The organism is Arthrobacter sedimenti, assembly GCF_042652025.1.
GTDB classification, from domain to species: Bacteria; Actinomycetota; Actinomycetes; order Actinomycetales; family Micrococcaceae; genus Arthrobacter; species Arthrobacter sedimenti.
This window is the reverse complement of sequence record NZ_JBHSDQ010000003.1, coordinates 326,513-352,294: the sequence shown is the minus strand read 5'-3', so window position 1 is coordinate 352,294 and position 25,782 is coordinate 326,513. Positions and strand designations below refer to the sequence as shown.

The window sequence follows — 25,782 nt, the reverse complement described above, 5'->3', positions numbered from 1 at the left end:
CCGTGAACGACTACCTTGGGTCTTGTGCGAATAGACATTGTGACTAAAGAGTTCCCGCCGGAGATCTACGGTGGCGCCGGGGTGCATGTGGCCGAATTGAGCAGGGTGCTTAGTAAGCACGTTGACCTGCAGGTTCGTGCTTTCGGCGCTCCCCGTGATGCCGATTACCACGGCGCGACCGTGACGTCCTACCAGGTCCCGCAGGACCTTGGCGGAGCGAACGCGGCAGTCCAGACCCTCGGTGTGGACCTGCGTATTGTGCCGGACGTGCAAGGCGCGGACCTGGTCCATTCGCACACCTGGTACGCCAATATGGCCGGCCATTTGGCCTCCCTGCTGCACGGAATCCCGCACGTTCTCAGCGCCCACAGCCTCGAGCCGCTGCGCCCCTGGAAGGCTGAGCAGCTCGGCGGCGGCTATGCCCTTTCCTCCTGGGTGGAGAAGACGGCGTACGAAGCTGCGGCCGCGATCATCGCGGTGTCCGAGGGCATGCGCCAGGACATCCTGCGCAGCTACCCCAACGTGGACCCGGCAAAGGTCCGCGTGGTCCACAACGGCATCGATGTGGAGCTGTGGCAGCGCGACGAAAACGACGACGCCGTCCGCGCCCTGGGCATCGACCCCGCCAAGCCGAGCGTCGTCTTTGTGGGAAGAAACACACGCCAGAAGGGCGTCCCCTACCTCCTGCGTGCGGCGGCGAAGCTGCCGGCGGACGTCCAGTTGGTCCTGTGCCTCGGCGCGGCGGACACCCCGGAACTCGCAGCGGAGACGGCGGCCCTGATTGAGGACCTGCAGAAGCAGCGGACTGGCGTGGTGCTGATTGAGCGGATGCTGCCGCGCCATGAGCTCATCCAGGTGCTCAGCCACGCCACCGCGTTTGCCTGCCCCTCCATCTACGAGCCGCTGGGCATCGTCAACCTCGAAGCCATGGCCTGCGGCGCGGCAGTGGTGGCCAGCGCCACCGGCGGCATCCCCGAGGTGGTGGAGCACGGCCGCACCGGCCTGCTGGTGGACCTGGAGCAGGTTACGGACGGCACCGGGACACCCCTGGATCCGGAAAAGTTCGTCAAGGAATTCGCTGACGCACTCACCGAAGTTGTGTCCGATCCCGAACGCGCCCGGGCCATGGGACGCGCCGGCCGGGAGCGGGCCGAAAAGCACTTCTCGTGGGAGTCCATCACAGAGACCACCCTCGAGGTGTACCGTTCGGTGCTGCCGGCCGCCGGCTGATCGTCCCGCAAGTACAACCGACGACGGCGCCGCTCCCCTTGGCGGGGGAGCGGCGCCGTCGTTATTTTCCGGCTTTGCCGAAAGGCGCGGGAGTTGGCTGGTCAGCCTTTACGGCCCGCCGCGGCGGTCCTGGCGATCAGCACCTTCTCATCCACCGGGGCTTGTCCGCTGGCACGCTGGTTCCGGAAATGCGTACGGGCTTCGTCCTGGCGTGTCTTTTCCGCGCCGGTGGCGATGGCTGAACGGACGTGGTCCTCGCCGTATCCAAAGGCGTCCACCAGGTCCAGGGCGTGCGGGCGGATCTTCTCCAGCAGCCGGTTGATGTATCCGCCCACGGTGCGGGCCCGCTGCATGGAGAGGCGGCCGTTCATGAGGTACCAGGACAGGTTCTTCTCGATCAGCGACAGGCCGAACAGGTCGCGCAGCCAGGTCAGTACCGTCCTGGTTCCCGGGTCCGCCACCTGGTGGAGGGCTTCGGTGAAGGCCTCCCATTGCAGCAGCTCGGCATGGGCCTGGGCGGCGTCGATGAGTTCGTTCTGGTGCCGGTTGAACAAGGCGGCGCCCTTGTCCTGCGGGAGGCGCTTGCTGCCCTTGAGCGCGGCTCCCGCCTCGGCCACCATGGTCTGCACCCTGTCCGTGAGGAGTGCGCGCTGGCTTTCTTCGTCCCGCAGTGCGTTCGCGGCCTTCTGGACCGATCCGGAGTCCGCCACGAACTGGGCCACCTGGCGCAGGCCGGTCCGGTGGACTGCGACACCGGCAGCCTGGTTCACCACGTAGCGGGCCAGGACGCCGAAGTCCACGTTGCGGAATTCCTTGGCGTAGTCGGCCAACAGGCGCTTGGCCACCAGCTGGAGCAGGACTGTGTTGTCACCCTCGAAGGTGGCGTACACATCCAGGTCCGCGCGCAGTGAGGCGAAGCGGTTTTCGATCAGGAACCCTGCGCCGCCGCATGCCTCACGGCATTCCTGCAGGGTGTCCAGGGCGTGCCAGGTGCTCAGTGGCTTCAGCGCTGCGGCCAGGGTCTCCAGGTCCTGGCGGTCTGCGTCGGTGTCGTGGGCGCCGGAGAAGACGTCGTCGAACTTCTCCAGGAGCTGTTCGTGGGCAAAAGCGGCCGCGTAGGTGGTGGCGAGCCTGGTGAACAGCCGCCGCTGGTGGCGCTGGTAGTCGAGCAGGACCTCCTCCTCCGTGTGGGAGGAGGCATTGAATTGGCGGCGCTCGGTGGCGTACTGGATGGCCGCCTTCAAGGCCACCTTGGAGGCGGCGACGGCGGCGCCGTCCAGGGATACCCGGCCCTGGACCAGGGTGCCCAGCATGGTGAAGAAGCGCCGGCCGGGGCTGGCGATGGGCGAGGTGTAGGTTCCGTCCGCGTCGACGTTGCCGTAACGGTTCAGGAGGTTGGTCCTGGGGATGCGGACGTTGGTGAAGTGCAGGCGGCCGTTGTCTATGCCGTTCAGGCCGCCCTTGATGCCGTCGTCCTCGCCGCCAATGCCGGGCAGGAACTCCTTGGTGTCCGGGTCCCGCAGGTCGACGTAGAAGGCGTGGACTCCGTGGTTTACGCCGCGGGTGACCAGCTGGGCGAAAACCACGGCGCCGAGTCCGTCGTTGGCGGCGTTGCCGATGTAGTCCTTCCAGGCGGCGCGGAACGGGGTGTTGATGATGAACTCTTCGGTGGCGGGCTCGTAGGTTGCGGTGGTGGCGATGCTGGCCACATCCGAGCCGTGGCCGGTCTCCGTCATGGCGAAGCAGCCGGGGATGTCAAGGTTCATGATTCCCGGCAGCCACTTGGTGTGGTGTTCTGCCGTTCCCAGATGCATCACAGCGGACCCGAAGAGTCCCCACTGGACGCCCGCTTTGATCTGGAGCGATGGGTCGGCCACCACCAGTTCCTCAAACCCTGCGATGTTTCCGCCGTGGTCGTCCGAGCCGCCCAGGTTGGACGGGAAGGCACGGTGCACAGCCTCATTGTCCACGAGGTATTTGAGCTGGCCGAAGACGCGCGCACGGTGGTCCGTGTGGGTCAGGCCCTCCACTTTGTGCAGCTCCGGCTTGGCCGCGAGGTCCCTTGCCTGGAGGCGGACGTCGGCCCACTTTCCCAGGAGCTGCCTGCCCAGTGCCTCGACGTCGACGGCGGGTGCGGAACTTTTGTCCGGAGTGGCTGCAGGGGTTGCCGCGGGGCGGAGGCCCTTGCCGGCTTGGCGTTCCACTACATCAGTCATGTCACTGTCCTTCTTTGGCGGATAACTTGGTGGTCGGTGAAGCGGGGGTGAGCTCAGGGACTATGCCAACGCACAGCCACGCCGTGATCTGGCGGGCCATGGTCTCCTGGGTCGGCTTGGCCGGGGTGTCGGGGGTGCTGAGCCACTGTTCGCCGGCGTTACGTACCAGGCCGATGGCCGCTTTGGGCCAGTAGCCGATGACGGCTTCCCCAACATCCCCGAGGTGCGAGCGCATCGGCTTGGCAATCATGTCCGCGATGGCGTCGAAGAAGTGCCCCAGCGGGCCGCCGGCGGCCGCAGGATGGGCAGTGCCGGCCTGGTCGGCGGGGGCGTAGCTGGTGACGAACGTGTAGACGTTGGGGCTGGTGTCTGCCATTTGCAGATAGGCCGACACCATTGCCAGCAGCCCTTCACGGGGCGTGACGGCGCTTTGCGCGGCTTCCTGGATGCGGTGCTGCATCTGGCTCAGGACCACTTCGCCCACAGCCTGCTGCAGCCCGGCCTTGTCCCCGAAGTATCGATAAAAGACCGACTTGGAGGTTCCGGCCGCACTGGCGATGTCCTCCATGGATGCGTCGCTGCCAAGCGCATGCACTGCCCGGCGGGCCTGCTTGATCAGCTCCCTGCGCCGTTCCTCACGGTGGGTCTGCCAGCGCGAGGAACGCCCATCGGAGCTTGCGGTTTGGTGAAGCTCAAGGGAAGGAGGGAGGGTTGTGTCCTGAAAGTTCACGATACCCAGCGTATCAGGTACGCTGGGTATCGGTAACCGCATGTGACCCGAGGAGCCTTCCATGTCCATAGACGGACAGTCCACCCCCGCGCCTGATGGATCAGTTTCAGCCGCCGTCCCGGCAACCCGCAGGGCGGTGATCGTCGGCGGCAACAGGATCCCCTTCGCCCGTGCCGGCGGCGCCTATGCAAAGTCCTCCAACCAGGACATGCTGACCGCTGCCCTGGACGGCCTGATTGCACGCTTCGGACTTCAGGAAGAGCGGATCGGCCAGGTGGCGGCGGGCGCGGTGCTCAAGCATTCCAAAGACTTCAACCTCACCAGGGAAGCCGTCCTGGGTTCGGCACTCTCGGCCGAGACCCCCGTGTACGACCTCCAGCAGGCATGTGCCACAGGCCTTGAAACGGTGGTGGGACTGGCGAACAAGATCAAGCTTGGGCAGATCGATTCCGCCATCGCCGGCGGGGTTGATTCGGCCTCCGATGCCCCAGTGGTTGTGAGCGAAGGGCTTCGCGAGGTGATCCTGGACCTCCACCGGGCCAAGACACTTCCCCAGCGGCTGCAGATCCTGAGCCGGCTGCGGCCAAAGGACCTGGCGCCGCTCGCCCCCGGCACGGCAGAGCCCCGTACCGGGCTGACCATGGGCGAGCATCAGGCCCTCACCACCGCACAGTGGAAGATCTCCCGCGAAGCCCAGGACGAGCTGGCCCTGAACAGCCACCACAACCTTGCAGCCGCCTATGATTCGGGGTTCTTTGATGACCTGATGACGCCCTACCGCGGACTGACGCGTGACGCGAACCTCCGCCCTGATACGTCCATGGAGAAGCTCGCCGGCCTGAAGCCGGTCTTTGGCCGCAACCTCGGTGCGGATGCCACGATGACGGCTGGCAACTCCACGCCGCTGACGGACGGCGCCTCCACTGTGTTGCTGGCGTCCGACGAATGGGCAGATGCCCGTGACCTGCCCAAGCTGGCAGCCGTGGTTGACGCCGAGGCTGCTGCAGTGGATTTTGTGCACGGCAAGGACGGGCTGCTGATGGCACCTGTGTTCGCGGTACCCCGGCTCCTGGCCAGGCAAAACCTGACGTTTGCGGACTTTGACTACTTCGAAATCCATGAAGCCTTTGCCGCCACTGTCCTCAGCACCCTGGCCGCCTGGGAGGACGAGGAATTCGGCCGGACCCGCCTGGGCCTGGACGGGGCGTTCGGCAGCATCGACCGGTTGCGCCTCAACGTCAACGGTTCTTCGCTGGCGGCAGGCCACCCGTTCGCCGCAACCGGCGGCCGGATCGTCGGCACCCTGGCCAAGATGCTGCACGACAAGGCCGCCGCCACCGGCCGTCCCGCCCGCGGCCTGGTGTCAGTCTGCGCGGCCGGCGGCCAGGGCGTCGTCGCGATCCTGGAATCCCTGTAGGAGGGCGGCATGGCAGATACATACACGCAACTGGTCAACAGCGGCCCGGGCCGCAACCTTGCAAAGAAGCTCGGCCTCCCGCAGCCCGCTGTCTTGCGCCGCTACGAGCCTGGCCAGCCGCTGGTGGCGGGCCCCGTCGTTGTCGTGGGGGACACGGCAGGGGCGGACAAACTTGCCGCCGAACTGCTGTCCTGGGACCTTGATGTCAGGCGGCACGCGGTCCCGGCCGAAAAGCTTGGCGCCATCATCCTGGTCCTCGACGAGGTGGAGCACCCGGCGGACCTGGAAAAGCCCGTACTTGCCGCGGCCGGTTCGCTCCGCGACCTGCGGGCCAGCGGCCGGATCATCACCCTGTCGCGTCCCGCGGCGGAGGCGTCCTCGCCCCAGGCCGCAGCGGCACGGCAGGGGGTGGATGGCTTCCTACGCTCCCTTGCCAAGGAACTGCGGGCCGGGGCAACAGGAAACGGAGTACTCCTCGCAGGCGGCACCAGGTCCACCAGCCCCAGCGCCCTTGGCGCCATCAGGTTCTTCCTCTCCGCCCGGTCCGCATTCGTGGACGGCCAGTTCCTGACGGTCACAACGGAGGACGGCGCGCTTCCGGCCGACCCTGAACGGCCGCTGGAAGGAAAAGTCGCCGTCGTCACCGGCGCCGCCCGCGGCATCGGGGCCCAGATTGCCCGGACCATGCACCGTGACGGTGCCACGCTGATCCTGGTGGACATCCCGGCTGCCGGGGACCAGTTGGCAGCGGTCGCCAACGAGGTGCGGGGCACCGCCCTGCAGCTGGACATCACCGGGGCGGATGCAGGGCAGCGTATCCTCGACCACGCCGTCCAGCGGCACGGGCGGCTGGACATCGTGGTGCATAACGCGGGTGTCACGCGGGACAAGCTGCTGGCCAACATGGACCAGGCGCGGTGGAACAGCGTCATCAACATCAACATCGCCGCCCAGCTCCGGATCAACGAGGCACTGCTGCAATCCGGGCATTTGGGACCAGCGCCGCGTATCGTTTCAGTTGCCTCCACCAGTGGCGTCGCCGGGAACAGGGGGCAGACCAACTACGCCGCATCCAAGGGGGGAGTGATGGGAATGGTCCGGGCCAGCGCCCCGCTGTTCGCGTCCCGTGGCGGCACCATCAACGCGGTGGCCCCCGGCTTCATCGAAACCGAGATGACGGCCCGCATCCCCTTTGCCGTGCGCGAAGTGGCACGGCGGCTCAACTCGCTCCAGCAGGGCGGCCTTCCCTCCGACGTGGCGGAAACCATCGCGTTCCTGGCCAGCGACGCTGCGGGCGGCATCAACGGGGAGGTGCTGCGGGTGTGCGGGCAGAACCTGGTGGGGGCATGACACTCCAGCAACCAGTAATCCTGACCGAGATGCCGTCCCTGTCCAAGCTCTACGTAAACGCGGCCGCAATGGCTGCACGGCGCAGGCTCCTGGGAAACCATGACACCTCGGTCCTTCCGACTGAGAGCCACGAAGTCAGGGGCGTCGCTGTAAACGTCGAAAACCTCACCGCGTACCAGCACCTGATCGGTGAGACGGCCAGCGACGTCCTGCCGGCTGGTTTCATCCACGCGATCGCATTTCCCCTGGCCATGAGTGTCATGAACCGGGACGACTTTCCGCTTCCCCTGCTGGGCATGATCCATTTGCGCAACAGCGTGGAGCAGTGGTCGCCGTTGGTTTTCACCGACGTTCTGGACATGACCGCCAAGGTGGAAAACCTGCGCGGACACCGTGCGGGAACCCAGGTGGACGTTGTGGCGGAGGTCCGGCCCGCCGGTTCTGTCGAGGTGCACTGGCGCGGGGTGTCCACCTACCTGGCCAAGGGGGTGTTCCTGCCGGGCATTGACAAGCCCGGCGCCGTCCCGGCAAGGGCTGACTTCACGGCACCTGACCCAACCGCCCTGTGGCAGCTGGGTGTGGACGCCGGCCGTGCCTATGCCTCTGTGTCGGGGGACTTCAACCCCATCCACCTGAGTGTGCTCTCGGCCAAGGCACTGGGCATGCGCCGTTCGATCGCGCATGGCATGTACCTGGCATCGCGGGCCCTTGCAGATGTGGGTCCGGCCCGGGGCGATTCCTTCACCTGGGACGTGGAATTCGAGGCGCCCGTTTTCCTGCCGTCACGGGTGGCCCTGGAGATCGGCAGCGAACAAAGCGCTTCCGGGGCATGGAAGCAGTCCAGCTTTGTGGCGTGGAGTCCGCGCTCCGGGCGGCGTCATTTCACCGGCACTGTTGCTGCCCTTTAGTTCGTCGCCGGATATCCGGCTTTAGTCCTTCGGCCGCACCGCGCGCAGGATCCGGTGAAGGCTGAGCAGGACCGATTCTGACGCAGGGACCGTTCCCTGCGAAGCGGGCCTGCCGGCGGTGGCGGCCATGCAGGCCTCCACCGCCGCAACGGCAGCGTCGTAGCGGTCCTTCCACTCCTGGGCGTCATCGTCGTCTGTAGACACCAGTTCCCCGGTGGCCGTGATGGCGTCAGCCAGAGGTTCGTTGTCCTGCAAAGGGATGGCGTAGGGCACGTCGTCTTCCCAGATCACGTCGGAAAGCACGTCTGTCATGTCCTGGATATGGAAGGTGACCCGTTCCAGGTTTCTCAGGTCCTGGTAGTCCCGGTCGATGTCGCGCGGGTGCAGTTTCCGGCGTGGATTGGCGCGGCGGCTGGCGTCCGCTTCCTTGACCAGATGCCGCACTGAGCGTGCCGCTTCCGCCAGTTCGTCCGATCTGCGCGACCAGTCCTCGTGCTCCGGCGGCCATTTTTCCGTCAGGGCGGCGCCCATGTCCGTCAGCTGCCGGCCCAGTGCGAGCCGCAGGTCAGCCAAGCTTGAGGCAGCCGCGTTGAGGTGCAACGGAGGGAAGATCAGGAAATTCACTGCAATGCCCACCGCCACTCCTGCCGCCATCTGCACCAGGTAGCCGTAGGAGAAATCTTCCGCATTACTGCCGCCAACCAGCAGAACCAGCAGGGCCGCCGTCGGGATCCAATCGCTGCCTGACCCGATGCCCGGCAACCCACCCAGCAACACGCCCACCCCCATGAACAGGGCGACCGTCAGTGGTGAGGGTTCGCTGATGCTCACCAGGACGAAAGCGAGGCCGATACCCATCGCAAGCCCCGCCAAGGCCTGTGCCCCCTGCTTCACCGAGCCGGCGACATTGTGGTACATCGCCACCAGTGCACCCAGCGGCGCGTAGTAAGCGTAGTGCGACGCCGCGCCCGGCATGAGCGGCGCAATGGCAAAGGCCAGCCCCGCCGCTATGGCCGCCTTCCCCGCCAGTTGCAGCCGCTGTGCCGCGAAGGCAGCAGAAAGTCCCGCCACCGATTGTTTGAGTAGTTGGGTCCCCCGAGCCCACCGTGCATCCGGCCGTGCCTGAGTATTGCCCATCCGGATAACAGTAGGGCCGGGGGTGCGTCAGGACAAACCTGCTGTTGAGCGCCTTACCTCAGCTGCCAGCCTGTGGGCCCGGCCCGGAGTTCGCCCCTCTTCCGCGCGCCGGGGGATGTAGCCGAAACTCAGGCCATAGGACGGGTCGGCGAACCCGAGGGCCGCATTGGCGCCCTCATGGCCGAAGGCGCGGTGGCTGCCGAAGTTCCGCGAGGGGTGCGGTTTCATGAAAACGACGGCGAAAGCATTGTCCAGTCCGGAGGACCGGTCCAGTCCCCACACCTGCTCCCGCGTCATCGCGGCGATGGTCCCCCCTGTGAGGAACGGCTCACCGCCGCCGACGCCGGTGGTCGCCGCCGCGTACAGCCGGGCGAGGCCATCCGCTGATCCCACGCCGCCCGCGGCGGACATGCCGGCAGCCCGCACAGACCGGATGTTCGGCAGCTCCATGATGGTGCTCACGGGTGCATTGCTGTTGAGGCCTTCGAGGCTGAGCGGGTCCACCCATGGCTGGTTCGGGGCATCGTCGTAGAGGACATCCCGGTACCGCGGTTCCTGGTCCTCCGGAAGGCCCAGGAAGAACTCCACCTCCTGCGGCTTGCGGATCCTCCGGTCATAGAGGTCCTGCAGTGCCTCGCCCGTAGTCCGGCGGCACAGCTCCTCCATCAGGATGCCGATGGTGAGTGCGTGGTAGCCGAACTGCCGGCCGGGTTCCCACGCAGGAGCGGCAGCGGCCAGCCTGGCGGCGGCGCCGGCTGTTGTGAACTCTTCCAGCGCGAAGCCGCCCTCAACGCCCGGCAGGCCGGCCTGGTGCGACAGCGCCTCCCTGACCAGCAGCCGGTCTTTTCCATGCACTGCGAAGTCAGGCCAGTAGTAGGCCACGGGGCGGTCCAGTTCAAGGACTCCATCCTGCACGAGGAGGGCGATAACCATGGCGGCAACGCCTTTCGAACACGAATACGCGCCGGTCAGCGTGTCGGCGGCCATGTCCGGCCCGCCGGTCAGGTGCACCACCGGCAAACCCTGGTGGTAGGCAGCCAGCTGTGCGCTGTAGCGGGAATCCTCGGCGAGAAGGGACTCGAACAGGGCCAGGACGTTTGCGTATCCCGGTGCCACAAAACCAAGAGAAGTCTGCATGCCTCCCAGTGTAGGAGGAAAGCGGTTTCCTTCGGTGGGTCCAGCTCAGCGGAAGGCGCCGTGTCCCGGCGCCACTTCCTCACCCGGCCGCACCGGGCCCGGAGGCGTACCGTCGCCGAACGGCCGCCCGCCCAGTGACTCGCGGCCGTGTTCTTCCAGCCATCCGCCCAACTCGGGGCCGGCAGGAACAATTCCGGTGGGGTTGATGTCCTCATGGACGATGTAATAGTGCCGCTTGATCTGAACGAAGTCGATGGTGTCGCCGAATCCCGGGGTCTGGAACAGGTCCCTGGCATAGCCCCAGAGGTTGGGCATCTCGCTCAGTTTCTGCCGGTTGCACTTGAAGTGCCCGTGGTACACCGGATCGAACCTGGCAAGTGTGGTGAACAGCCGCACGTCCGCCTCGGTGATGGTGTCACCCACCAGGAAGCGCTGACCGGAGAGGCGGTCCTCAAGCCAGTCCATCGAGGTCCACAAGCGTTCGTACGCGGCGTCATAGGCTTCCTGGGAGCCCGCGAAGCCGCAGCGGTAGACGCCGTTGTTAACCTCGGTGAAGACCCGCTTGTTCACCTGGTCGATCTCGTCACGGAGGTGTTCGGGATAGAGCTGGGGTGCACCCGGCCGGTGGAACTCGGTCCACTCCGTGGAAAAGTCCAGGGTCATCTGGGGGAAGTTGTTGGTCACCACTTCGCCGCTGGGCACGTCCACGAGGGCAGGCACAGTGATGCCGCGCGGGTAACCGGGGAAGCGTTTGAAGTAGGCCTCCTGGAGGCGCTCGATGCCGAGGACCGGGTCCACGCCGCCGGGATCGAGGTCGAACGTCCAGGACCGTGCATCGTGGGTGGGGCCGGGCTGGCCCAGCGAGATTGCCTCTTCCAGCCCCAGCAGTCTCCGGACAATTACGGTGCGGTTGGCCCACGGACAGGCCCTGGCGGCAACGAGGCGGTAACGCCCCGCCTCCACCGGCCAGCCCGGCTCGCCGTTGCTGCCGGGCGCGGCGTCCTTGGTGATGCGGTCCTCAATGTAATTGGTATCGCGGGTGAATTCCGCGCCGCCTGTCACATAGGCTCCGCGGGTGCTGTGCCCGTTGGTGCCGCCGGCCGCTGTGGAGGTGCTTTCCGTTTCCTGGCTCATGCCACCAGCCTAGGCGCCTTTCAGCAGGATCATCGAAATTGGCTGCCAGGCCACAATCCAGGCCCCGGTGACAATCAGCGTGAACAAGGCGATCCAGATCCCCGACGGAACCGAGGTGGCACGGTACAGGAGGTAGGCATCGGAGCTGCCCAGCCGGTCGCGGCGGCGGAGGTGGACGTTGGTGAGTTTGAGCAGGTCGCGGACGCCGGCCACCAGCAGTGCCAGGCCGAGGACGACGGACACGTGTCCAACGACGGAACCAGGTGCAAGGAACGCCAGGGACGCGGTGCCGGCGATGGCTGCAGCGGTGATGGCGAATCCGGCCACGTTGCGCAGGAAGAGCAATGACGCGGCCAGGACCAGCGCGCTGGTGGCCATGGCTGCCGGACCCCAACCGTTGAGCCCACACCATACGAAAGCTGCACCAACCATGGCAGGGACCGGATAGCCCCAAAAACACGACCACGCAGCCGCCAGCCTGCTCCGGCTGTACGTGGTGGTGGTCCCCGAATGGTCAAGCCGGAGCCGGATTCCTGCCAGCCGCTGCCCGGAGGTTACGGCGGCGAACGCGTGGCCCAGTTCGTGCGTGGCGGTGGCGAGGAGCCCGAAGTAGCGCCAGCTGCGGCGTGGGATGGACAGGGCGACGGCGGCTGCCAGGGACAGGAGCATCTCAACCCACGTGACGGTGGGTACGTTTGTTTGGGTGAACGCTGCGCTGAATGCGCTCCACAAGCTGGCGGGGCTGTCCACCGCTGCCTCCTGGCTGCCGGGCCGGCGTAGTGGGTGCCGACGTCGTAAGTGTTGTGCCCAACGATACGAAGCCGGACTGGGTGAATGCTTAAAACCGAAAGGCACGCCTGGCGCGGCGTGCCTTTCGGGCAAAGGTCGTGGTTTTGGCCACTGGCGGAAGCGTGTCGCCCTAGCCTTCGCACTCGGTGCAGTAGCTGTGGCCGTCTTTCTGCCGGGCGATCTGGGACCGGTGGCGGACCAGGAAGCAGGAGTAGCAGGTGAACTCGTCCTCAGCCTGCGGGATGACCTGGACTACGAGCTCCTCAGCGACGAATTCGCCACCAGGGACCCCGGCGCCGTCCAGCCCGTCAGCTTCGTCCAACTCCTGCACGACGCTGCGGGCATCGGGAGCATTCGCTGACTGGAGCTGCTCGAGTGAGTTGTCCTGCGATTCCTTGACGTCGGAGCGCAGTTCATCGTAATCGGTTGCCACTTTGGGTGCTTCTCTTTTCTTTGATGGGCTGTCGGGTATGAAACGTACAGCATGGAGCCGGTATTCCCCAACAGGAAGCGTAGATCCGCCGCCGATTGGGTAAAGGTTCAAAGGAGCGGCCGCGGGTTTGGAACCGTATCGCGGCGGTATGGGCAGTGGAGGGACGGCCGGTTGCTGTTCCCTCTGCTTGACGGAAGGGGCAGATTTTGGAGCAACTCACCGCAGAGTTCGGCGGTGCGGGACAAGTCGGCGTGGGTGTCGGTCCCGTGCTGGAGAAGTTCGACGCTGTGTCCAGGATCGTGGTCCTGCGTGGAGGCGGCCTCGGGGACCTGATTTTCGCGATCCCGGCCATGTCGGCACTGAAGGCGGCCTACCCTGCAGCAACCATCACTTTGCTGGGCACGCCCATTCACAAAGCGCTGCTCGCGGCGCTGCAGAGCCCCGTTGACGAAGTGCTGGTCCTGCCCTTCGCCGAGGGAGTCCGGCCCGGCGAAGAAGATCCGGAAGAGCTGGAGCGGTTCTTTGCCCAGATGCGCAGCCGGAACTTCGACCTCGCCGTCCAGGTCCACGGCGGCGGACGGTATTCGAATCCATTCCTGCTGCGCCTGGGGGCGCGCCACACAGTGGGCACCCGGACAGCCGATGCCGCCAGCCTGGAACGCACCATCCCCTACCTCTATTACCAGCACGAACCGCTGCGGGCCTTGGAGGTGGCCGGCTTCGCGGGCGCCTTCCCCGTTGACCTCGAGGCCCGGCTGGCACCCATCGGAGGGGGAGAAGCCCCGGAAGCTGCCGACGGCGACGCCGGCCGGCCGCTGGTGGTGATCCATCCCGGCGCCACCGACCCCCGCCGTCGTTGGCCGGCGGACAAGTTCGCTGAACTTGCTGCCGCCTGCGCGGCTGACGGCTCACGTGTGGTCATTGTTGGGGACAGCAGCGAGCAGGACCTGGCGGAAGGCATCGCAGCGCGGGCGGCGTCAGCAGGCGTCCGCTCCGTGGCCGGGGCACTCGATATGGCAGGACTGGTGGCGCTGCTGGCGGAAGCTGATGTCGTGGTGGCCAACGACAGCGGCCCCCGGCACCTGGCGCAGGCGCTCGGCGTGCCCACGGTGGGGATCTTTTGGGCCGGCAATGTAATCAACGCCGGTGCCCTGGGCCGAAGCCTGCACCGCGTGCACGCCTCCTGGGTGACCACCTGCCCCACCTGCGGCATCGACGTCACCCAGGTCGGCTGGACTGCCCCGCGCTGTGTCCACGACGACTCAGTAGTGGGCGGCATCGGGGTGCCGGAAGTGTACGAGGACGTCCTCAGCCTCACCGCCACCAAGTTCGCCAGGGCGGACGCATGACCGGCGCCGAAGCTGCCCAGCAGTCCGGCGACATGATTCCTGCCGATGGAAAGCCGGAGCTCCTGGTCCTGCGCGCCTTGAAGCTGGGCGACCTGCTGGTCGCCGTGCCGGCCTTGAAGGGAATCCGGCGGGCTTTCCCCGAGCACCGGCTGCGCTATGCGGCCCAAGGCTGGTTGTCCGAAGCTTTGGGGCTGGTGGGCGGCTATGAGCTGCTGCCGACGCACGGTCTGGATGAGCCGCTGGCGATGGAACCGGGTGTGGTGGACGTGGCCATCAATCTACACGGCAGCGGTCCGGAGAGTCAGGGGCGGATCGAGGCGTTAAAGGCACGGCAAACCGTTGGCCACCAAAGCGCGCACCGGGATGGCCCTCCTTGGCGGCCCGAACTGCACGAGCGCGAACGCTGGGTGAGGCTGGTGGAATGGCATGGCATCGAGGCGGATCCGCTGGATGTGCAGCTGAACACGCCGCATGTGCCCAGCCCGGTCCCTGGCGCCACCGTCCTGCATGTGGGGGCTGCATACGGCAGCAGGCTGTGGCCGGCGGAGCGCTTTGCGGCGGTGGCCGCGGCGCTCGCAGAAGCCGGGCACCAGGTGGTGTTCACCGGCGGGACATCGGAACGGGAACGGGCAGAGGAAGTTTGCCGCCTCGCAGGACTCCCGGGCACCGCCGTCCTTGCCGGGGTGCTGGGCCTTGGCGAGTTCGCCGCCACGATCGCCTCCGCACGCCTGGTGGTCTCGGCCGACACCGGGGCGGCACATCTGGCATCCGCGTACGGAACACCCTCGGTGGTGCTGTTCGGTCCGGCCCCGCCGGAAATCTGGGGGCCTCCTCCGGGACCGCATGTGGTCCTTACCCGCGCCGAACTCCGGCGCGGCGACACGTTCGCAGCCCAGCCCGATCCTGCCCTGCTCGCCGTCCAGGTGCCCGATGTCATGGCTGCCATAAGGGGGCTGGGGCTTCTCTAAACGCTGTGGGTTTGCGGGCTGTTGATGTGGGTCCGCAGGGGTTGGAGTCCCGCCCCTGCGGCCTAAAATTGGTGCATGAGCACTGAGCTGGAAATCGCCTTGGTGTTGGGGACGGCGTTCTTGTGGATTACCGTGACGCTGACTATCTTGTCTGCCATTGACCGCCCCGAAAGGAAGGCGCGGCGGCAGGAACGGCGCGATATCCGGACGGAGAAGCGGCGGATCGAGTACCGTCCGGTCGCTGCCGCTTCCCACCCCCAGGGGCGCAACCGGCACCCCCGGAGCCGCAGGTTGCACCCGCACTGACGACGGCGTGACTACCGCGGGTGCATCGGCGTGGAGCACCCGGGTGGCACGGCCGCGCCCGGGCCGGCGCCCGCCGTCGGACGCTTTGCTGCGTTGGGCTGCTGAAGGAGCGACGGCCACTGTTGGGCACTTCCCTTGCCTGCCGCATTTTTTCGCGTCAAGTCTTGACGGCCTTCCCTGAAACGCTGACACTTTCCCGATGGGAGTAAGCGAAGAGTTGCGGGCGCTGGGCGACGTGGTGGACAGGCTTGCGGTGAAGTTTCCCGCCCTGCCCCGGGAACACATCGAGGACGTGGTCCAGCAGGAGCACAGCCTGTTGGACACCGGCAGGGTCCGCGCGTTCATACCTGTCCTGGTTGAACACGCCGCCCGGGACCGCCTCTCGCGCTGACACCGGCGCCGGGGATTAAGGTGCAGGTGCGACGTCGATGAGCACCTTCCCGATTGCGCCCTGTTCCACAGCATCATGCGCTGCGGGCGTCTGCTCAAGGGTGAAGCGCGTCAGGGGCAGCCCGTGGGCGTCGCCGACCCGTAGCGCGCCCGCCGCCAGGGCCTCGGCGACAGCGGCTACAGCATGCTGTTTCTGCCCTTCCGTGACCGTGTAGGTGAGGATGAACTGGTAGCGGACGTTCTTGGTCATGCTTTCGCGGATGGGAACATTGAGCGATTCTCCGGGGTTGGCTGCGTATATCGAGATGGTGCCGCCGGGTTTGAGGACCTGCAGGTCTGCCTCGATGTTCGCGGGAGCGTTGACGTCCACGATGATGTCCACACCGTCCGGGGCTGCCGCCTTGACGGCCTGGACCACGTCCTCCGTCCGGTAGTTGATGACCGTACCCGCGCCGGCACGGCGGGCAAGTTCAGCCTTCCGGTCTCCGCTGACGGTGGTGATGACGGCAGCCCCGGCCCACCGTGCGAGTTGGATGGCCGCGTGCCCCACTGCCCCTGCACCTCCGGTGACCAACACGCTGCGGCCTGCCAGGGAGCCGGGGGAGAGTCTGTCCGGTCCGTCTTCGTTCGACGCCAGGGCGCGGTGCGCTGTCAGGGCAGGTATGCCCAACGAGGCACCGGTGTCGAAGGATTCGGAGTCTGGTAGTGCCACCACCTTGTGGGCGGGCACCACGACGTATTCCTGTGCCGTACCTTCATTGCCGGCCCATGCGACGTCCCAGAGCCACACACGGTCCCCCACGTTGAAACCGGCTACCCCGGACCCCACTTGGTCGACAACGCCGGCTCCGTCCTGGTTGGGAACTTTGGGCGCGGGAAGCTTGTTGCTTCCACTGACGGACCGTGACTTCCAGTCGGTGGGGTTCACCCCCGAGACCACCAGGCGGACCCGCACTTCGCCCGCACCCGGATCAGTTAGCGCTTTGTCCTGCAGCTTCAGTACGGATGACGGACCTGTTGCTTCGTACACGATTGCTTTCACGTTTTCTCCCACGTCCGGTTGCAAAATTCCTACGGGTTCCAAGCTACCGCCGCTGGTCAGGGGTTGCGGGCGGCATCGGGGTCAGTGGGTGCCTCCGCGCGGCGTTTCTGGATAAGCTCCTTTGTCCGCACCAGGCGCAGGAGGGTTACCAGGACGATGCCGCCGAGCACGTTGAACAGCAACGTGTAGCCGAACCAGCCCATCCACTGCATGTAGCTGATGTCCGCGCCCGAGTGGATCGCAGCGAAGATCAGCAGGGAGTCGAGGATTGAATGGAAGAGCGGCAGAGCAGCCAGCAGGAACCCGCCGATAACGGTGGCCACAATGCGCGCTACATCGTTGTCCGTGCCCTGCTGCATCCTGCTCATGAGGGTGATGGTGCTTCCACCCAGGACTGCCAAGGCAATGGACTGCAATGAGAACGGGGCATCAACGAAATGGTGGGCGCTCTCGCTGACCACCGTTGACCACTCGGGGAATGCCACCATGACGATCCAGACGAAGATCCATCCGCCCACGAGGTTGGAAATGAGCGTTCCTCCCCACAGTTTTGCCAGTTGGGTATAGCTCGCTTCCTTTGCAGCGACGGCCGCAACAGGCATTAAGAAGTTCTCCGTGAACAGCTCACTGTGCGCCAGCAGGAGGGCGATGAGCCCCATGCTGAAAGCCACGCCCGCGAGCAGATGGTTTCCCGTTTCATGGAGCACCGCCAGGTAGGCCATGATGCCGAGGCCCACTTCAAAGCCACCAAACACGCCGGTCACAAGGATGTTCCGCATCGTGCGGTGCAGCCGCTCAGCCCCCTGGCCCACCGTCCGTTCGAACGACTCCTGAAGGTCATGCTCAAGTGGGGCGTCGGACTCCCCGAGTTCCCGCCGTCGTTCTTCGCTCATGTGCCTCTCCACCGCCGGATAGCCTGGACTGCTATCTGGTAAGTACCCGCAGGAGCCCGCCCCACCCATTCGGGTGCCGGAAATCAGTAGGAGGCGACGGCGGGGCAGGCCCAGGCGGGAAGAGGCCAGCGAGTTAACGTCCCCGGTTTGGCGGCGCGCCCGCTGCTGCCTGCTTCCCGCCTCTAGCGTCCCAGCATCCAGGAACCGTCAGTGTCCTGGCCGGAAGGTCTGTGCCGAATCTTACGGACCAGGATGACCAGGGGCAGCAACAGCAATTGAAGGACACCGGCCGCGACCAACAGGGCTACAACCAGGGCGATGACCGGGAGATAGAGGAGAAATACGCCTGCCAGGGTTGCGAGGTACCCTGCGATGAACCCGAGTATGGTCCCGGCATCCATGTGTGCTCCCTGAAAACCATCCCGAACCGGGGGACGCAATAAGTGAAAAGCCCACTGCACGACTTAAGGATGATCCAAGATCCATGCAGTTCCAGTGTCAAGAGCATAGGAACGCCTCGCGGGCAAGGTTGGGGGAATTCAGCAAGGTTAGGGGAGCACCGGTGGCTGCCATGCTTGTTCCCGGTCATGACAAAAGGGCGCACCCCGTTCGCTGGGTGCGCCCTTTCATATAGTTGCTTGTTAGTCCTTGAAAGCGTCCTTGACCTTTTCGCCGGCCTGCTTCAGGCCGCCCTTTGCCTGGTCCGCCTGGCCTTCGGCCCGCAGGCTCTCATCGCCAGTGGCGTTACCCGCCGCTTCCTTGCCCTTACCGCCGGCCTTTTCGGCAGCGTTCTCAATTTTGTCGCCCAGTCCCATGGTGTTACCTCCTGTGGTTGGCAGCCGTTCGCATTCGGCTGCAAACATCATAAGCATGCTTAGGATCTATTTTTCAAGTCCACGGGGGTTACCGGGTTAGAAACGGGTGGTGCCACGGAGGCCGCGGGGGCGGCCATCCGGGTCGACGATGAGCTGGTAGACCGGGTCGGCCCAAAGGCGTTGGAGGGGCGTAACGGGTTCCGGGACATGGCGGCGCACCTGCCCGGCGGGCCGTGGAGTGCGGCGGCCGGTGTTGTGCCAGCGGTCCAGGGTATCGGCCGTGTGGTTCCATAACTGCAATGACCCCTCGATACGGAGCTGGGGGTCGTCTTCGTCCAGGCCGAGGTGTTCGGCCCACAGCTGCTGCCGCAGCTCCGTGGCGAGCGGACGGGACTCCCGGGCACGTGTTCCGGCGTCCTGCTGGCCTTCGGCCGACGTGTCCATGACGGCACAGGTAAGCTCGCTGTCGGTGGTCCAGGACCGGCGGTTGAAGTTGTCGGATCCGCACGTGAACCAGGTGTCGTCGATAATGCAGATCTTGGCATGCACGTAGATCGGTGTCCCCTCGGTGTTCTCCAGGTCAAACACCCCCACCCGGTCCGGTGCGGCCTTGCGGAGCATGCTTATGGCGCGCAATTGCCCCAAGCGCCTGGGCGGGCCGCCCAGGAAGCCGTCGGAGTCCGGGTACCTGGGCACCACGATGATTACGTTCAGTTCCTGGTTGCGCTCCAGTGCCGCTGCTATTCCGCTTGCCACCTCCCGGGACCACAGATACTGGTCCTCGATGTAAATGAGGGAACGGGCCTGGCCGAACGCTTTTGCATAGCCCCGCGCGATGCTGCGCTCGCCGTCCGGTGCGAACGGGAAGGGCGGGTGCTTCAGGCCATAGGTGCGCAGCAGCTGGACGGCATGCGGGCCGGCCGGGGGCGGGGGAGGAGCGGCCTCCGGGAGTGGTTTGGGGTGCCGCGGCATCCGGGCCAGGCGCTGTAACAGCATGCGGTACGGCGTATGCCGGTCAAGCGGGTGGGGGTCGTTCCACCGTTCAGCAAATACAGCCAGCACGTCGGCGACTACGGGGCCCCGCAGTTCGAGGGCGGCGTCATGCCACGGGGGCCTCTGGCCGTACTTCGAATCCATCTTCACCGCTTGCGGATCCCCGGCATGGCCAGAGTCGTCCCGGCGGCTGTGCGAAAGGTCGATTCCTCCCACGAAGGCGACGTCACAGGAGGGGTCGTCCCGATGACGGATGACCACCAGTTTCTGGTGGTGCGAGCCGAACAGGCGCACGCGCTGATCCAACAGGGCCTCCCCGCCGGCGTCGTTGATCTGCCGGCTGAGGAGTTCGTTTGAGCGGCCGCTGATGGGTGCAGATATGCGCTCGCCGTGGGATCTCCAGACGAGGCCCCGCACTTCCACTCCGGACCTGGCCAGCCCGGCCAGCAAACCGCCGATCGTGGTCCCGTCCGCTGCGATCTGCTCGTCGGCGTCGCCGCGCCAGTCGGTGAACCACACCCTGTCACCCGCTTGGAGGCCTCGCAGCTCATCCTGCAGCCTGGCGAAGTAGGCCGCTCCGTGCACCAGGGGGCGGACCAGGTTGCCTTCTGACCATGCCGGGGTTCCTGCACCGCCCGCCTGGATATCAGAGGCAGGGTTGCCCCGCTCGATCCAATTCAGAAACCACTTGCCAACCGTGCTGTCCACTCGGTGCTCCCTTCGGGGCCCGGGGGACCGGGCGACTGGGTTCCCAAACTAGCCTACGGACCTGAGCAACTGCTGTCCGCGGAAGGAGCAGCCGTAAATCCAGGAGGAGCCGCCGCCGCAGGAGCGGCGGAATAGGCTTGGCCATAGCCATTTCCCTTGCTACGAAGATTGGAGCACAACACCATGTCACTGAAGGACAAGCTGAAGGGCGACGTCATCGTCCATATGAAAGCCGGCAACAAGGTGGCCCTGACCACGGTCCGGAACGTCCTGGGCGAGATCGAAACGCGGGAAAAGTCCGGAAAGACCCCCATCGAGCTGGATGACCTCCAGGTCACCGCGCTGCTGCAAAAGGAGGCTGCCAAGCGCCGGGACACCGCTGCCACCTATTCCGCCGCGGGCCACGCCGACCGGGCGGACGCGGAGATCGCCGAGGCCGAGGTCATCGAGACCTACCTGCCCAAGGCCTTGAGCCGTGAGGAAGCCGAAGCCATCGTCGACGAGGTCATCGGCAGCCTGGAAGCGGACGGCGCCGAGCTGACGATGCGGTCCATGGGGTCCATCATGAAATCCGTTACCCCGAAGATCGGCGGACGCTTCGACGGCAAGGCCGTCAGCGAGATCGTACGGGCCCGGCTGGCCTGACCCCTACCCTGGTGCATTGGGGGGTTTGACCGAAATGCATTGGGGGATGATGAGGGGTCCCGCGGGCGGGGCGATGTTAGTAGGCTCGCTGGTGGAACTGGGAGGCCCAGAGGAGTGGATATGCGCACTAAGACTGGTATGACAAAAGCCCGGATCGGCAACAGGGCCTTGGGTCTGTTGATGGCCACCACACTTGTTGCCTCTGCCACGGCAGCAACGGCCAGCGCTGCAAACAATCCAGCGGCGCCCCCTGGTCCTTCCGCCCCGGGGAGTTCTGCAGGCGCGCCGCTGCCCACTGATCAGTTCATCGTCAAATTCAAGCCCTCAGCAGCGGGCAGCGCCGCAGAACGGGGCAAGACCTATGCGAAAGCTGCCGGCGATACCTCCATCGACGTCAGGGAGGTCAAGACCACGGCCAGTGACGCAAAGGTGGTGAAAGCAAGCCGCCGGCTCAATGCTGCCGAATCCCAGCGGATGCTGGAGAGCATTGCCGCAGGTGGGAACGTCGCCTCCGTGGAGCCTGACATCCTCATGTACCCGTCGGCCACACCGAATGACCCCTACTACTCCCAGGAGTGGGCTCTGTCCGATCCCAACGTCGGCATCCGGGTCCCCTCTGTCTGGGACAGAACTACGGGTACGGGACAGATCGTCGCCGTGATTGATACCGGCATCACGGCGCACAGCGACCTTAAGGCCAACGTCATGGCCGGCTACGACATGATTGCGGATCCAGCTACTTCAGGGGACGGCGACGGCAGGGATCCCGACCCCTCCGACCCGGGCGATTTCCGGACCGCAGGCGCTTGCGGTTCAGGGTCGTCCGCCAACTCATCCTGGCACGGAACCCATGTTGCCGGGATTATCGCCGCCGTCGCCAATAACGCCGAGGGAGTAAGCGGCGCAGCTCCCGGCGTGAAGATCGAGCCGGTCCGCGCACTCGGTTCCTGTGGCGGTTACCTCTCTGATGTCTCCGACGGCATTACCTGGGCCTCCGGGGGAACTGTCACCGGCGTACCCGACAACCCCAATCCGGCGAAAACCATCAACCTCAGTGTGGGTGGAACTGCCGCGTGCCCTGCCACGATGCAGGCTGCCATTGATGGCGCCGTGAACCGGGGCTCCACGGTTTTCGTGGCTGCAGGCAACGAGAACCAGGCAGCGTCGAACGACGCGCCGGCGAACTGCAACAATGTCATCGCCATCGGCGCCACCAACAAGTCCGGTTCCAAGGCGTCGTACTCGAACTTCGGTCCCGCGGTTGACGTCATGGCCCCGGGAGGCGACACCGATGCGGGGATCCTCTCCACATTGAATGCCGGAACAACCAGCCCGGGCGCCGAGACCTATGGGTACATGATGGGAACGTCAATGGCCACGCCCATGGCGGCCTCTGTTGGCGCCCTGATGAAAGCCGCCGACCCCTCACTGGTCCCATCCCAAATCGAAGCGAAGCTCAAGGCCACCGCGCGTCCCCTCCCGGGAACCTGCTCCGGAGGATGCGGTGCCGGCCTTATCGACGCTTCGGCCGCCGTCGCCGTTCCGGCCCCGCAGACCCCGATAGCTGCCAAGGCAGCGTCCCTGAACGGCGCTCTCGGAGCGGCCACCACAGGTGAGGTTTACGGCCTCAAGGACAACGGGGGATACCAGTGTTTCGAGCAGGGATGCATCCTCTACTCGCCTGCATCCGGAGCGCATGTCTCCGTAGGTGCGATTCGGGGACTCTGGGCGGCCACGGGCTTTGAGAACGGCCGCCTGGGATACCCGGTGACGGATGAGGTCTCCGGGCTCCGCGACGGGGGCGTCTACCAGAACTATCAGGGCGGGGCCATCATCTGGTCCCCGGCAACGGGAGTACACATCTCCGTAGGTGCGATTCGGGGACTCTGGGCGGCCACGGGCTTTGAGAACGGCCGCCTGGGATACCCGGTGACCAATGAGGTCTCCGGGCTCCGCGACGGCGGCGTTTACCAGAACTATCAGGGCGGGGCCATCATCTGGTCCCCCGCAACGGGAGTACACATCTCCGTAGGGGCAATCCGCGGCGAATGGGCGGCGACCGGTTTCGAAAACGGCGTCCTCGGGTATCCCGTAACAGACGAAGTAACAGGGCTCCGCGACGGCGGCGTTTACCAGAACTACCAACGCGGGGCCATCATTTGGTCCCCGGCAACCGGAGCGCACGCGTCTTTTGGGGCCACCCGGTCCATCTGGGCCTCAACAGGGTTTGAATCCGGACGCCTTGGCTACCCGACAAGTGACGAGTATCCGACCGGCAATGATGGAAGTGTCGCCCAGAATTACCAAGGCGGTGTCATCCATTGGAGTCCGGGTGGTTACTACATCTCCTGGCTGTAAGGGCATTCGGGCCGGGTCGGGCCAGCGGGAGCCAATCCTGTTTGCAGCAGGCCCGGTAGAAACACACGTTTCCCACGGTTGCGGCGGCCCGGTAAGCGGCGGAGTGCGGAAGGTGGGAGTTGTACAGAATGGCACGGCGGTTAACGAGGTCCGGCCTTGGAATTCTCTCCGTTCGTCCGGCAACTAACGACCACCTTGCCGCCGTCAGGGTGGGTGTCAGCGTTGCGGTTCCCCTGGCGGCCCTGCTCATCGCCGGCCGCCCGGACCTGTCCATCTACGCAGTATTCGGCGCCTTCACGGGGATGTACGGCCGGGATGAGCGCCACCAGCTGCGGCTCTACCACCAGCTGACGGCCGCAGCACTGCTGATCGCCGGGGTCACGACGGGTGCTGTTCTCTCGGCAGCCCAAGCCGGGTCCTGGGTGCTGATCCTGGTGGAATCACTCGCAGCGGGCGTCGGCTCGTTGGCGGCAGACCGGGCAAACCTGAAACCTGTTGGGCCGTTCTTCGGCATCTTCGCCCTTGGCGCCTGCGCGTCCGTTCCACCCATTGCCCCTGTCCCGGTCGTCGTCGCTGTCGCCGCCGCCTCTGCAGGCTTTTCGGTAGCGGTCGGCGTGGCTGGCGGGGTCTGGCGCCGGACGTCATGGGAGGCAGGCGTACGTAGGGTAGCCCCATCGCTGACAGGGGCGCGGCTGCGGGTAGCAATGATCCATGCCCTGGCATACGTCCTCGCCGTCGGCAGCGCGGGAGCAGCAGGCCAGCTCACCGGTGACGGCCATGCCTACTGGGCGATGGCTGCCGCGGCAGTACCGCTTGCCGGAGCCGACTTTGCGGGCCGTATACGGCGCGGGCTCCACCGCATTTTGGGAACCTTCGTCGGCCTCGGCGTCACCGCGCTGATCCTGTCCCAGCAACCTGGTGCGGTGCTGCTGGTGGTCTTGATTGCCGCCTTGCAGTTCCCCACGGAATTGTTCATGACCCGGCACTACGGCTTGGCATTGGTGTTTTTCACGCCATTGATCCTGATCATGACCGAGCTGGCCCATCCCACCGAGCCGGGGATTCTGATTGCGGAGCGGGGCTTGGAAACCCTGATCGGAGCAGTCGTCGGCATGGCGGTGGCGGTCCTTGTCCTTGGCCGCGGTTCGCGGACGGCAGGGAGACACAATCGTTCGGCGTACCGGGAAGGTCGGTAAAGCGCCCGTGCAGCTGTGAAAACAAAGGAAGCCCCGGAAAATCTACGATTTTCCGGGGCTTCCCATTTGTGCGCGGAGGGGGACTTGAACCCCCACCCCCTTTCGAGGACTAGCACCTCAAGCTAGCGCGTCTGCCATTCCGCCACCCGCGCAGGTGGTATTTCGCAGAAGCCGTCCCGCCTTTCAGCGTTTCGCGCCTCTCCGAAGCAGCGAGAAAAACTCTAACACGACTTTTCGGAGAACAACGAATCGGGCCAAGTGGGTAGGCTGAGGGCAGCGATTGAAGCCCGCGCCGCCCAGTCATTCCCTACCAAGGAGCCTTAAATGCCTGATGTCCTGCCCGAGGATGAAGTTGTCCGGATCTGCCAGGAACTCATCCGGATCGACACCTCCAACTACGGGGACGGGTCGGGGCCGGGGGAGCGGGCGGCAGCGGAGTACGCCGCGGGGCTCATCGAGGAAGTGGGCATGAGCGCGGAGATCTTCGAGTCCGCGCCCGGCAGGGCCAACGTTGTGACCAGGCTGGCAGGGGAGGACCCGTCCGCCAGCGCTTTGGTGGTCCACGGCCACCTGGACGTCGTTCCCGCCCTCCGTGACCAGTGGTCGGTGGACCCGTTCGGCGCAGAACTGAAGGACGGCCTGATCTGGGGCCGCGGCGCCGTCGACATGAAGGACATGGACGCCATGATCCTTTCGGTCCTGCGGAACTTCGCCAGGGAGGGCAGGAAGCCCAAGCGGGACATCATCTTCGCGTTCTTCGCGGACGAGGAAGCCGGCGGCGTTTACGGCGCCCGCTACGCCGTGGACAACCGCCCGGAACTGTTCGAGGGGGCCACCGAGGCCATCTCCGAGGTCGGCGGGTTCTCAGCCACCATCGGCGGCCAGCGGACCTACCTGCTGCAGACGGCCGAGAAGGGCATCTCGTGGCTCCGTCTCGTTGCCCACGGAAGGGCCGGCCACGGTTCCCAGATCAACACGGACAATGCGGTCACCCGCCTGGCCGCTGCCGTCACGCGGATCGGCGAATACAAGTGGCCCATCGAGCTCACCCCCACCACACGGCAGTTCCTTGACGGGGTGACCGAACTCACCGGAGTGGAGTTCGACGCCGACAATCCGGACCTCCTGCTCAACCAACTGGGTACGGTGGCCAGGTTCGTCGGCGCCACCCTCCAGAACACCACCAACCCAACCCTCCTCAAGGGCGGTTACAAGCACAACGTCATCCCCGAGTCCGCCGAAGCACTGGTTGACTGCCGCACCCTCCCCGGCCAGGAACAGCAGGTCCTCGAGATCGTCCGTGAACTGGCCGGCAATGGCGTGGATGTCAGCTACGTCCACAACGACGTCTCGCTCGAGGTCCCGTTCGCCGGGAACCTGGTGGACTCCATGATCGATGCCCTCCACAAGGAGGACCCCGGCGCCAAGGTGCTGCCGTACACGCTCTCCGGCGGTACCGACAACAAGTCACTGAGCCGCCTTGGGATCACCGGCTACGGGTTTGCACCCCTGATGCTTCCGGACGAGTTGGACTTCACCGGCATGTTCCACGGCGTCGACGAGCGCGTCCCGGCGGACTCCCTCAAGTTCGGCGCCCGTGTACTGAATACCCTGCTCACCAACTACTGAGAGGAGCCG

General features: G+C 65.7%; 24 protein-coding genes and 1 tRNA gene. 12 read left to right on the top strand and 13 right to left on the bottom strand.

Features of this window, described 5'->3' with window-relative positions; genetic code table 11:
- Positions 1-24 precede the first annotated feature (24 nt).
- On the top strand, positions 25-1,230 hold the full coding sequence (gene glgA / locus ACFO0G_RS09730; protein WP_286404123.1) for a glycogen synthase: 1,206 nt from the start codon (positions 25-27) through the stop codon (positions 1,228-1,230).
- Between the two features lie 101 nt (positions 1,231-1,331).
- Here the strand turns inward: glgA and ACFO0G_RS09725 are convergent, their stop codons facing one another.
- On the bottom strand, positions 1,332-3,446 hold the full coding sequence (locus ACFO0G_RS09725) for an acyl-CoA dehydrogenase family protein (RefSeq protein ID WP_286404126.1): 2,115 nt from the start codon (positions 3,444-3,446) through the stop codon (positions 1,332-1,334).
- A gap of 1 nt (position 3,447) precedes the next feature.
- A complete protein-coding gene (locus tag ACFO0G_RS09720) occupies positions 3,448-4,218 on the bottom strand; it encodes a TetR/AcrR family transcriptional regulator (protein ID WP_376977269.1) in 771 nt (256 codons plus the stop codon).
- Between the two features lie 19 nt (positions 4,219-4,237).
- Here ACFO0G_RS09720 and ACFO0G_RS09715 point away from each other — a divergent pair, with 19 nt between their 5' ends.
- Genes ACFO0G_RS09715 through ACFO0G_RS09705 form a run of 3 tightly spaced genes read left to right on the top strand, consistent with a single transcriptional unit; the run spans position 4,238 to position 7,851 of the window.
- Entirely contained in the window at positions 4,238-5,593 is a 1,356-nt protein-coding gene (locus ACFO0G_RS09715) for an acetyl-CoA C-acetyltransferase (protein WP_286404131.1), read from the top strand.
- A 9-nt stretch (positions 5,594-5,602) separates the two neighbouring features.
- The gene (locus ACFO0G_RS09710; RefSeq protein WP_286404134.1) at positions 5,603-6,943 is read left to right on the top strand and encodes a 3-oxoacyl-ACP reductase; all 1,341 of its coding nucleotides are present in this window, start codon (positions 5,603-5,605) and stop codon (positions 6,941-6,943) included.
- Positions 6,940-7,851: a MaoC family dehydratase gene (locus ACFO0G_RS09705; RefSeq protein WP_286404137.1), complete on the top strand. Its 912-nt coding sequence runs from the start codon at positions 6,940-6,942 to the stop codon at positions 7,849-7,851. The genes ACFO0G_RS09710 and ACFO0G_RS09705 overlap by 4 nt, the downstream gene beginning before the upstream one ends.
- 21 nt (positions 7,852-7,872) lie before the next feature.
- Here the strand turns inward: ACFO0G_RS09705 and ACFO0G_RS09700 are convergent, their stop codons facing one another.
- The 5 genes from ACFO0G_RS09700 to ACFO0G_RS09680 form a co-directional block, all read right to left on the bottom strand.
- Entirely contained in the window at positions 7,873-8,922 is a 1,050-nt protein-coding gene (locus ACFO0G_RS09700) for an FUSC family protein (RefSeq protein WP_286404140.1), read from the bottom strand.
- 93 nt (positions 8,923-9,015) lie between these two features.
- Complete coding sequence (locus ACFO0G_RS09695) at positions 9,016-10,125, bottom strand: serine hydrolase domain-containing protein (RefSeq protein ID WP_286404143.1); 1,110 nt, start codon at positions 10,123-10,125, stop codon at positions 9,016-9,018.
- Between the two features lie 45 nt (positions 10,126-10,170).
- Complete coding sequence (locus ACFO0G_RS09690) at positions 10,171-11,259, bottom strand: glutathione S-transferase family protein (RefSeq protein ID WP_376977264.1); 1,089 nt, start codon at positions 11,257-11,259, stop codon at positions 10,171-10,173.
- A gap of 9 nt (positions 11,260-11,268) precedes the next feature.
- On the bottom strand, positions 11,269-12,009 hold the full coding sequence (locus ACFO0G_RS09685; protein WP_286404146.1) for a M50 family metallopeptidase: 741 nt from the start codon (positions 12,007-12,009) through the stop codon (positions 11,269-11,271).
- Between the two features lie 169 nt (positions 12,010-12,178).
- Positions 12,179-12,481, bottom strand: coding sequence for a DUF4193 domain-containing protein (locus ACFO0G_RS09680; protein WP_018761323.1), 303 nt, complete (start codon positions 12,479-12,481; stop codon positions 12,179-12,181).
- A gap of 206 nt (positions 12,482-12,687) precedes the next feature.
- On the opposite strand from ACFO0G_RS09680, the gene ACFO0G_RS09675 reads away from it, so the two are divergent.
- The 4 genes from ACFO0G_RS09675 to ACFO0G_RS09660 all read left to right on the top strand — a co-directional run bounded on the left by ACFO0G_RS09675 (position 12,688) and on the right by ACFO0G_RS09660 (position 15,495).
- Positions 12,688-13,830: a glycosyltransferase family 9 protein gene (locus ACFO0G_RS09675; RefSeq protein ID WP_286404153.1), complete on the top strand. Its 1,143-nt coding sequence runs from the start codon at positions 12,688-12,690 to the stop codon at positions 13,828-13,830.
- On the top strand, positions 13,827-14,798 hold the full coding sequence (locus ACFO0G_RS09670) for a glycosyltransferase family 9 protein (RefSeq protein WP_286404157.1): 972 nt from the start codon (positions 13,827-13,829) through the stop codon (positions 14,796-14,798). The genes ACFO0G_RS09675 and ACFO0G_RS09670 overlap by 4 nt, the downstream gene beginning before the upstream one ends.
- A 75-nt stretch (positions 14,799-14,873) precedes the next feature.
- Positions 14,874-15,104 carry a hypothetical protein gene (locus ACFO0G_RS09665; protein ID WP_286404159.1) on the top strand — a complete coding sequence of 77 codons (231 nt, stop codon included), beginning with the start codon at positions 14,874-14,876 and terminating at the stop codon, positions 15,102-15,104.
- A 199-nt stretch (positions 15,105-15,303) separates the two neighbouring features.
- Entirely contained in the window at positions 15,304-15,495 is a 192-nt protein-coding gene (locus ACFO0G_RS09660) for a three-helix bundle dimerization domain-containing protein (protein ID WP_236802735.1), read from the top strand.
- 15 nt (positions 15,496-15,510) lie between these two features.
- Here ACFO0G_RS09660 and ACFO0G_RS09655 read toward each other — a convergent pair whose 3' ends face one another.
- The 5 genes from ACFO0G_RS09655 to ACFO0G_RS09635 all read right to left on the bottom strand — a co-directional run bounded on the left by ACFO0G_RS09655 (position 15,511) and on the right by ACFO0G_RS09635 (position 19,945).
- Complete coding sequence (locus ACFO0G_RS09655) at positions 15,511-16,536, bottom strand: NADPH:quinone reductase (protein ID WP_376977260.1); 1,026 nt, start codon at positions 16,534-16,536, stop codon at positions 15,511-15,513.
- Positions 16,537-16,592: 56 nt separating this feature from the next.
- Positions 16,593-17,429, bottom strand: coding sequence for a formate/nitrite transporter family protein (locus ACFO0G_RS09650; protein WP_286404165.1), 837 nt, complete (start codon positions 17,427-17,429; stop codon positions 16,593-16,595).
- Between the two features lie 182 nt (positions 17,430-17,611).
- Positions 17,612-17,830 (bottom strand): hypothetical protein, encoded by a 219-nt coding sequence (locus ACFO0G_RS09645; protein WP_376977257.1) that lies wholly within the window; start codon positions 17,828-17,830, stop codon positions 17,612-17,614.
- 240 nt (positions 17,831-18,070) lie between these two features.
- Positions 18,071-18,244: a CsbD family protein gene (locus ACFO0G_RS09640; RefSeq protein ID WP_142133841.1), complete on the bottom strand. Its 174-nt coding sequence runs from the start codon at positions 18,242-18,244 to the stop codon at positions 18,071-18,073.
- A gap of 96 nt (positions 18,245-18,340) precedes the next feature.
- Entirely contained in the window at positions 18,341-19,945 is a 1,605-nt protein-coding gene (locus tag ACFO0G_RS09635; protein WP_376977255.1) for a phospholipase D family protein, read from the bottom strand.
- A 183-nt stretch (positions 19,946-20,128) separates the two neighbouring features.
- Between ACFO0G_RS09635 and ACFO0G_RS09630 the strand changes: the two genes are divergently transcribed.
- The 3 genes from ACFO0G_RS09630 to ACFO0G_RS09620 all read left to right on the top strand — a co-directional run bounded on the left by ACFO0G_RS09630 (position 20,129) and on the right by ACFO0G_RS09620 (position 24,144).
- Positions 20,129-20,590: a GatB/YqeY domain-containing protein gene (locus ACFO0G_RS09630; RefSeq protein WP_286404172.1), complete on the top strand. Its 462-nt coding sequence runs from the start codon at positions 20,129-20,131 to the stop codon at positions 20,588-20,590.
- A 120-nt stretch (positions 20,591-20,710) separates the two neighbouring features.
- The gene (locus ACFO0G_RS09625; protein ID WP_376977253.1) at positions 20,711-22,948 is read left to right on the top strand and encodes a S8 family serine peptidase; all 2,238 of its coding nucleotides are present in this window, start codon (positions 20,711-20,713) and stop codon (positions 22,946-22,948) included.
- Between the two features lie 128 nt (positions 22,949-23,076).
- On the top strand, positions 23,077-24,144 hold the full coding sequence (locus ACFO0G_RS09620; protein ID WP_376977251.1) for an FUSC family protein: 1,068 nt from the start codon (positions 23,077-23,079) through the stop codon (positions 24,142-24,144).
- Between the two features lie 69 nt (positions 24,145-24,213).
- Here ACFO0G_RS09620 and ACFO0G_RS09615 read toward each other — a convergent pair.
- Positions 24,214-24,296, bottom strand: a tRNA-Leu gene (locus tag ACFO0G_RS09615).
- A gap of 172 nt (positions 24,297-24,468) precedes the next feature.
- Here ACFO0G_RS09615 and ACFO0G_RS09610 point away from each other — a divergent pair.
- Complete coding sequence (locus tag ACFO0G_RS09610; protein ID WP_376977248.1) at positions 24,469-25,773, top strand: M20/M25/M40 family metallo-hydrolase; 1,305 nt, start codon at positions 24,469-24,471, stop codon at positions 25,771-25,773.
- Positions 25,774-25,782: the final 9 nt, after the last annotated feature.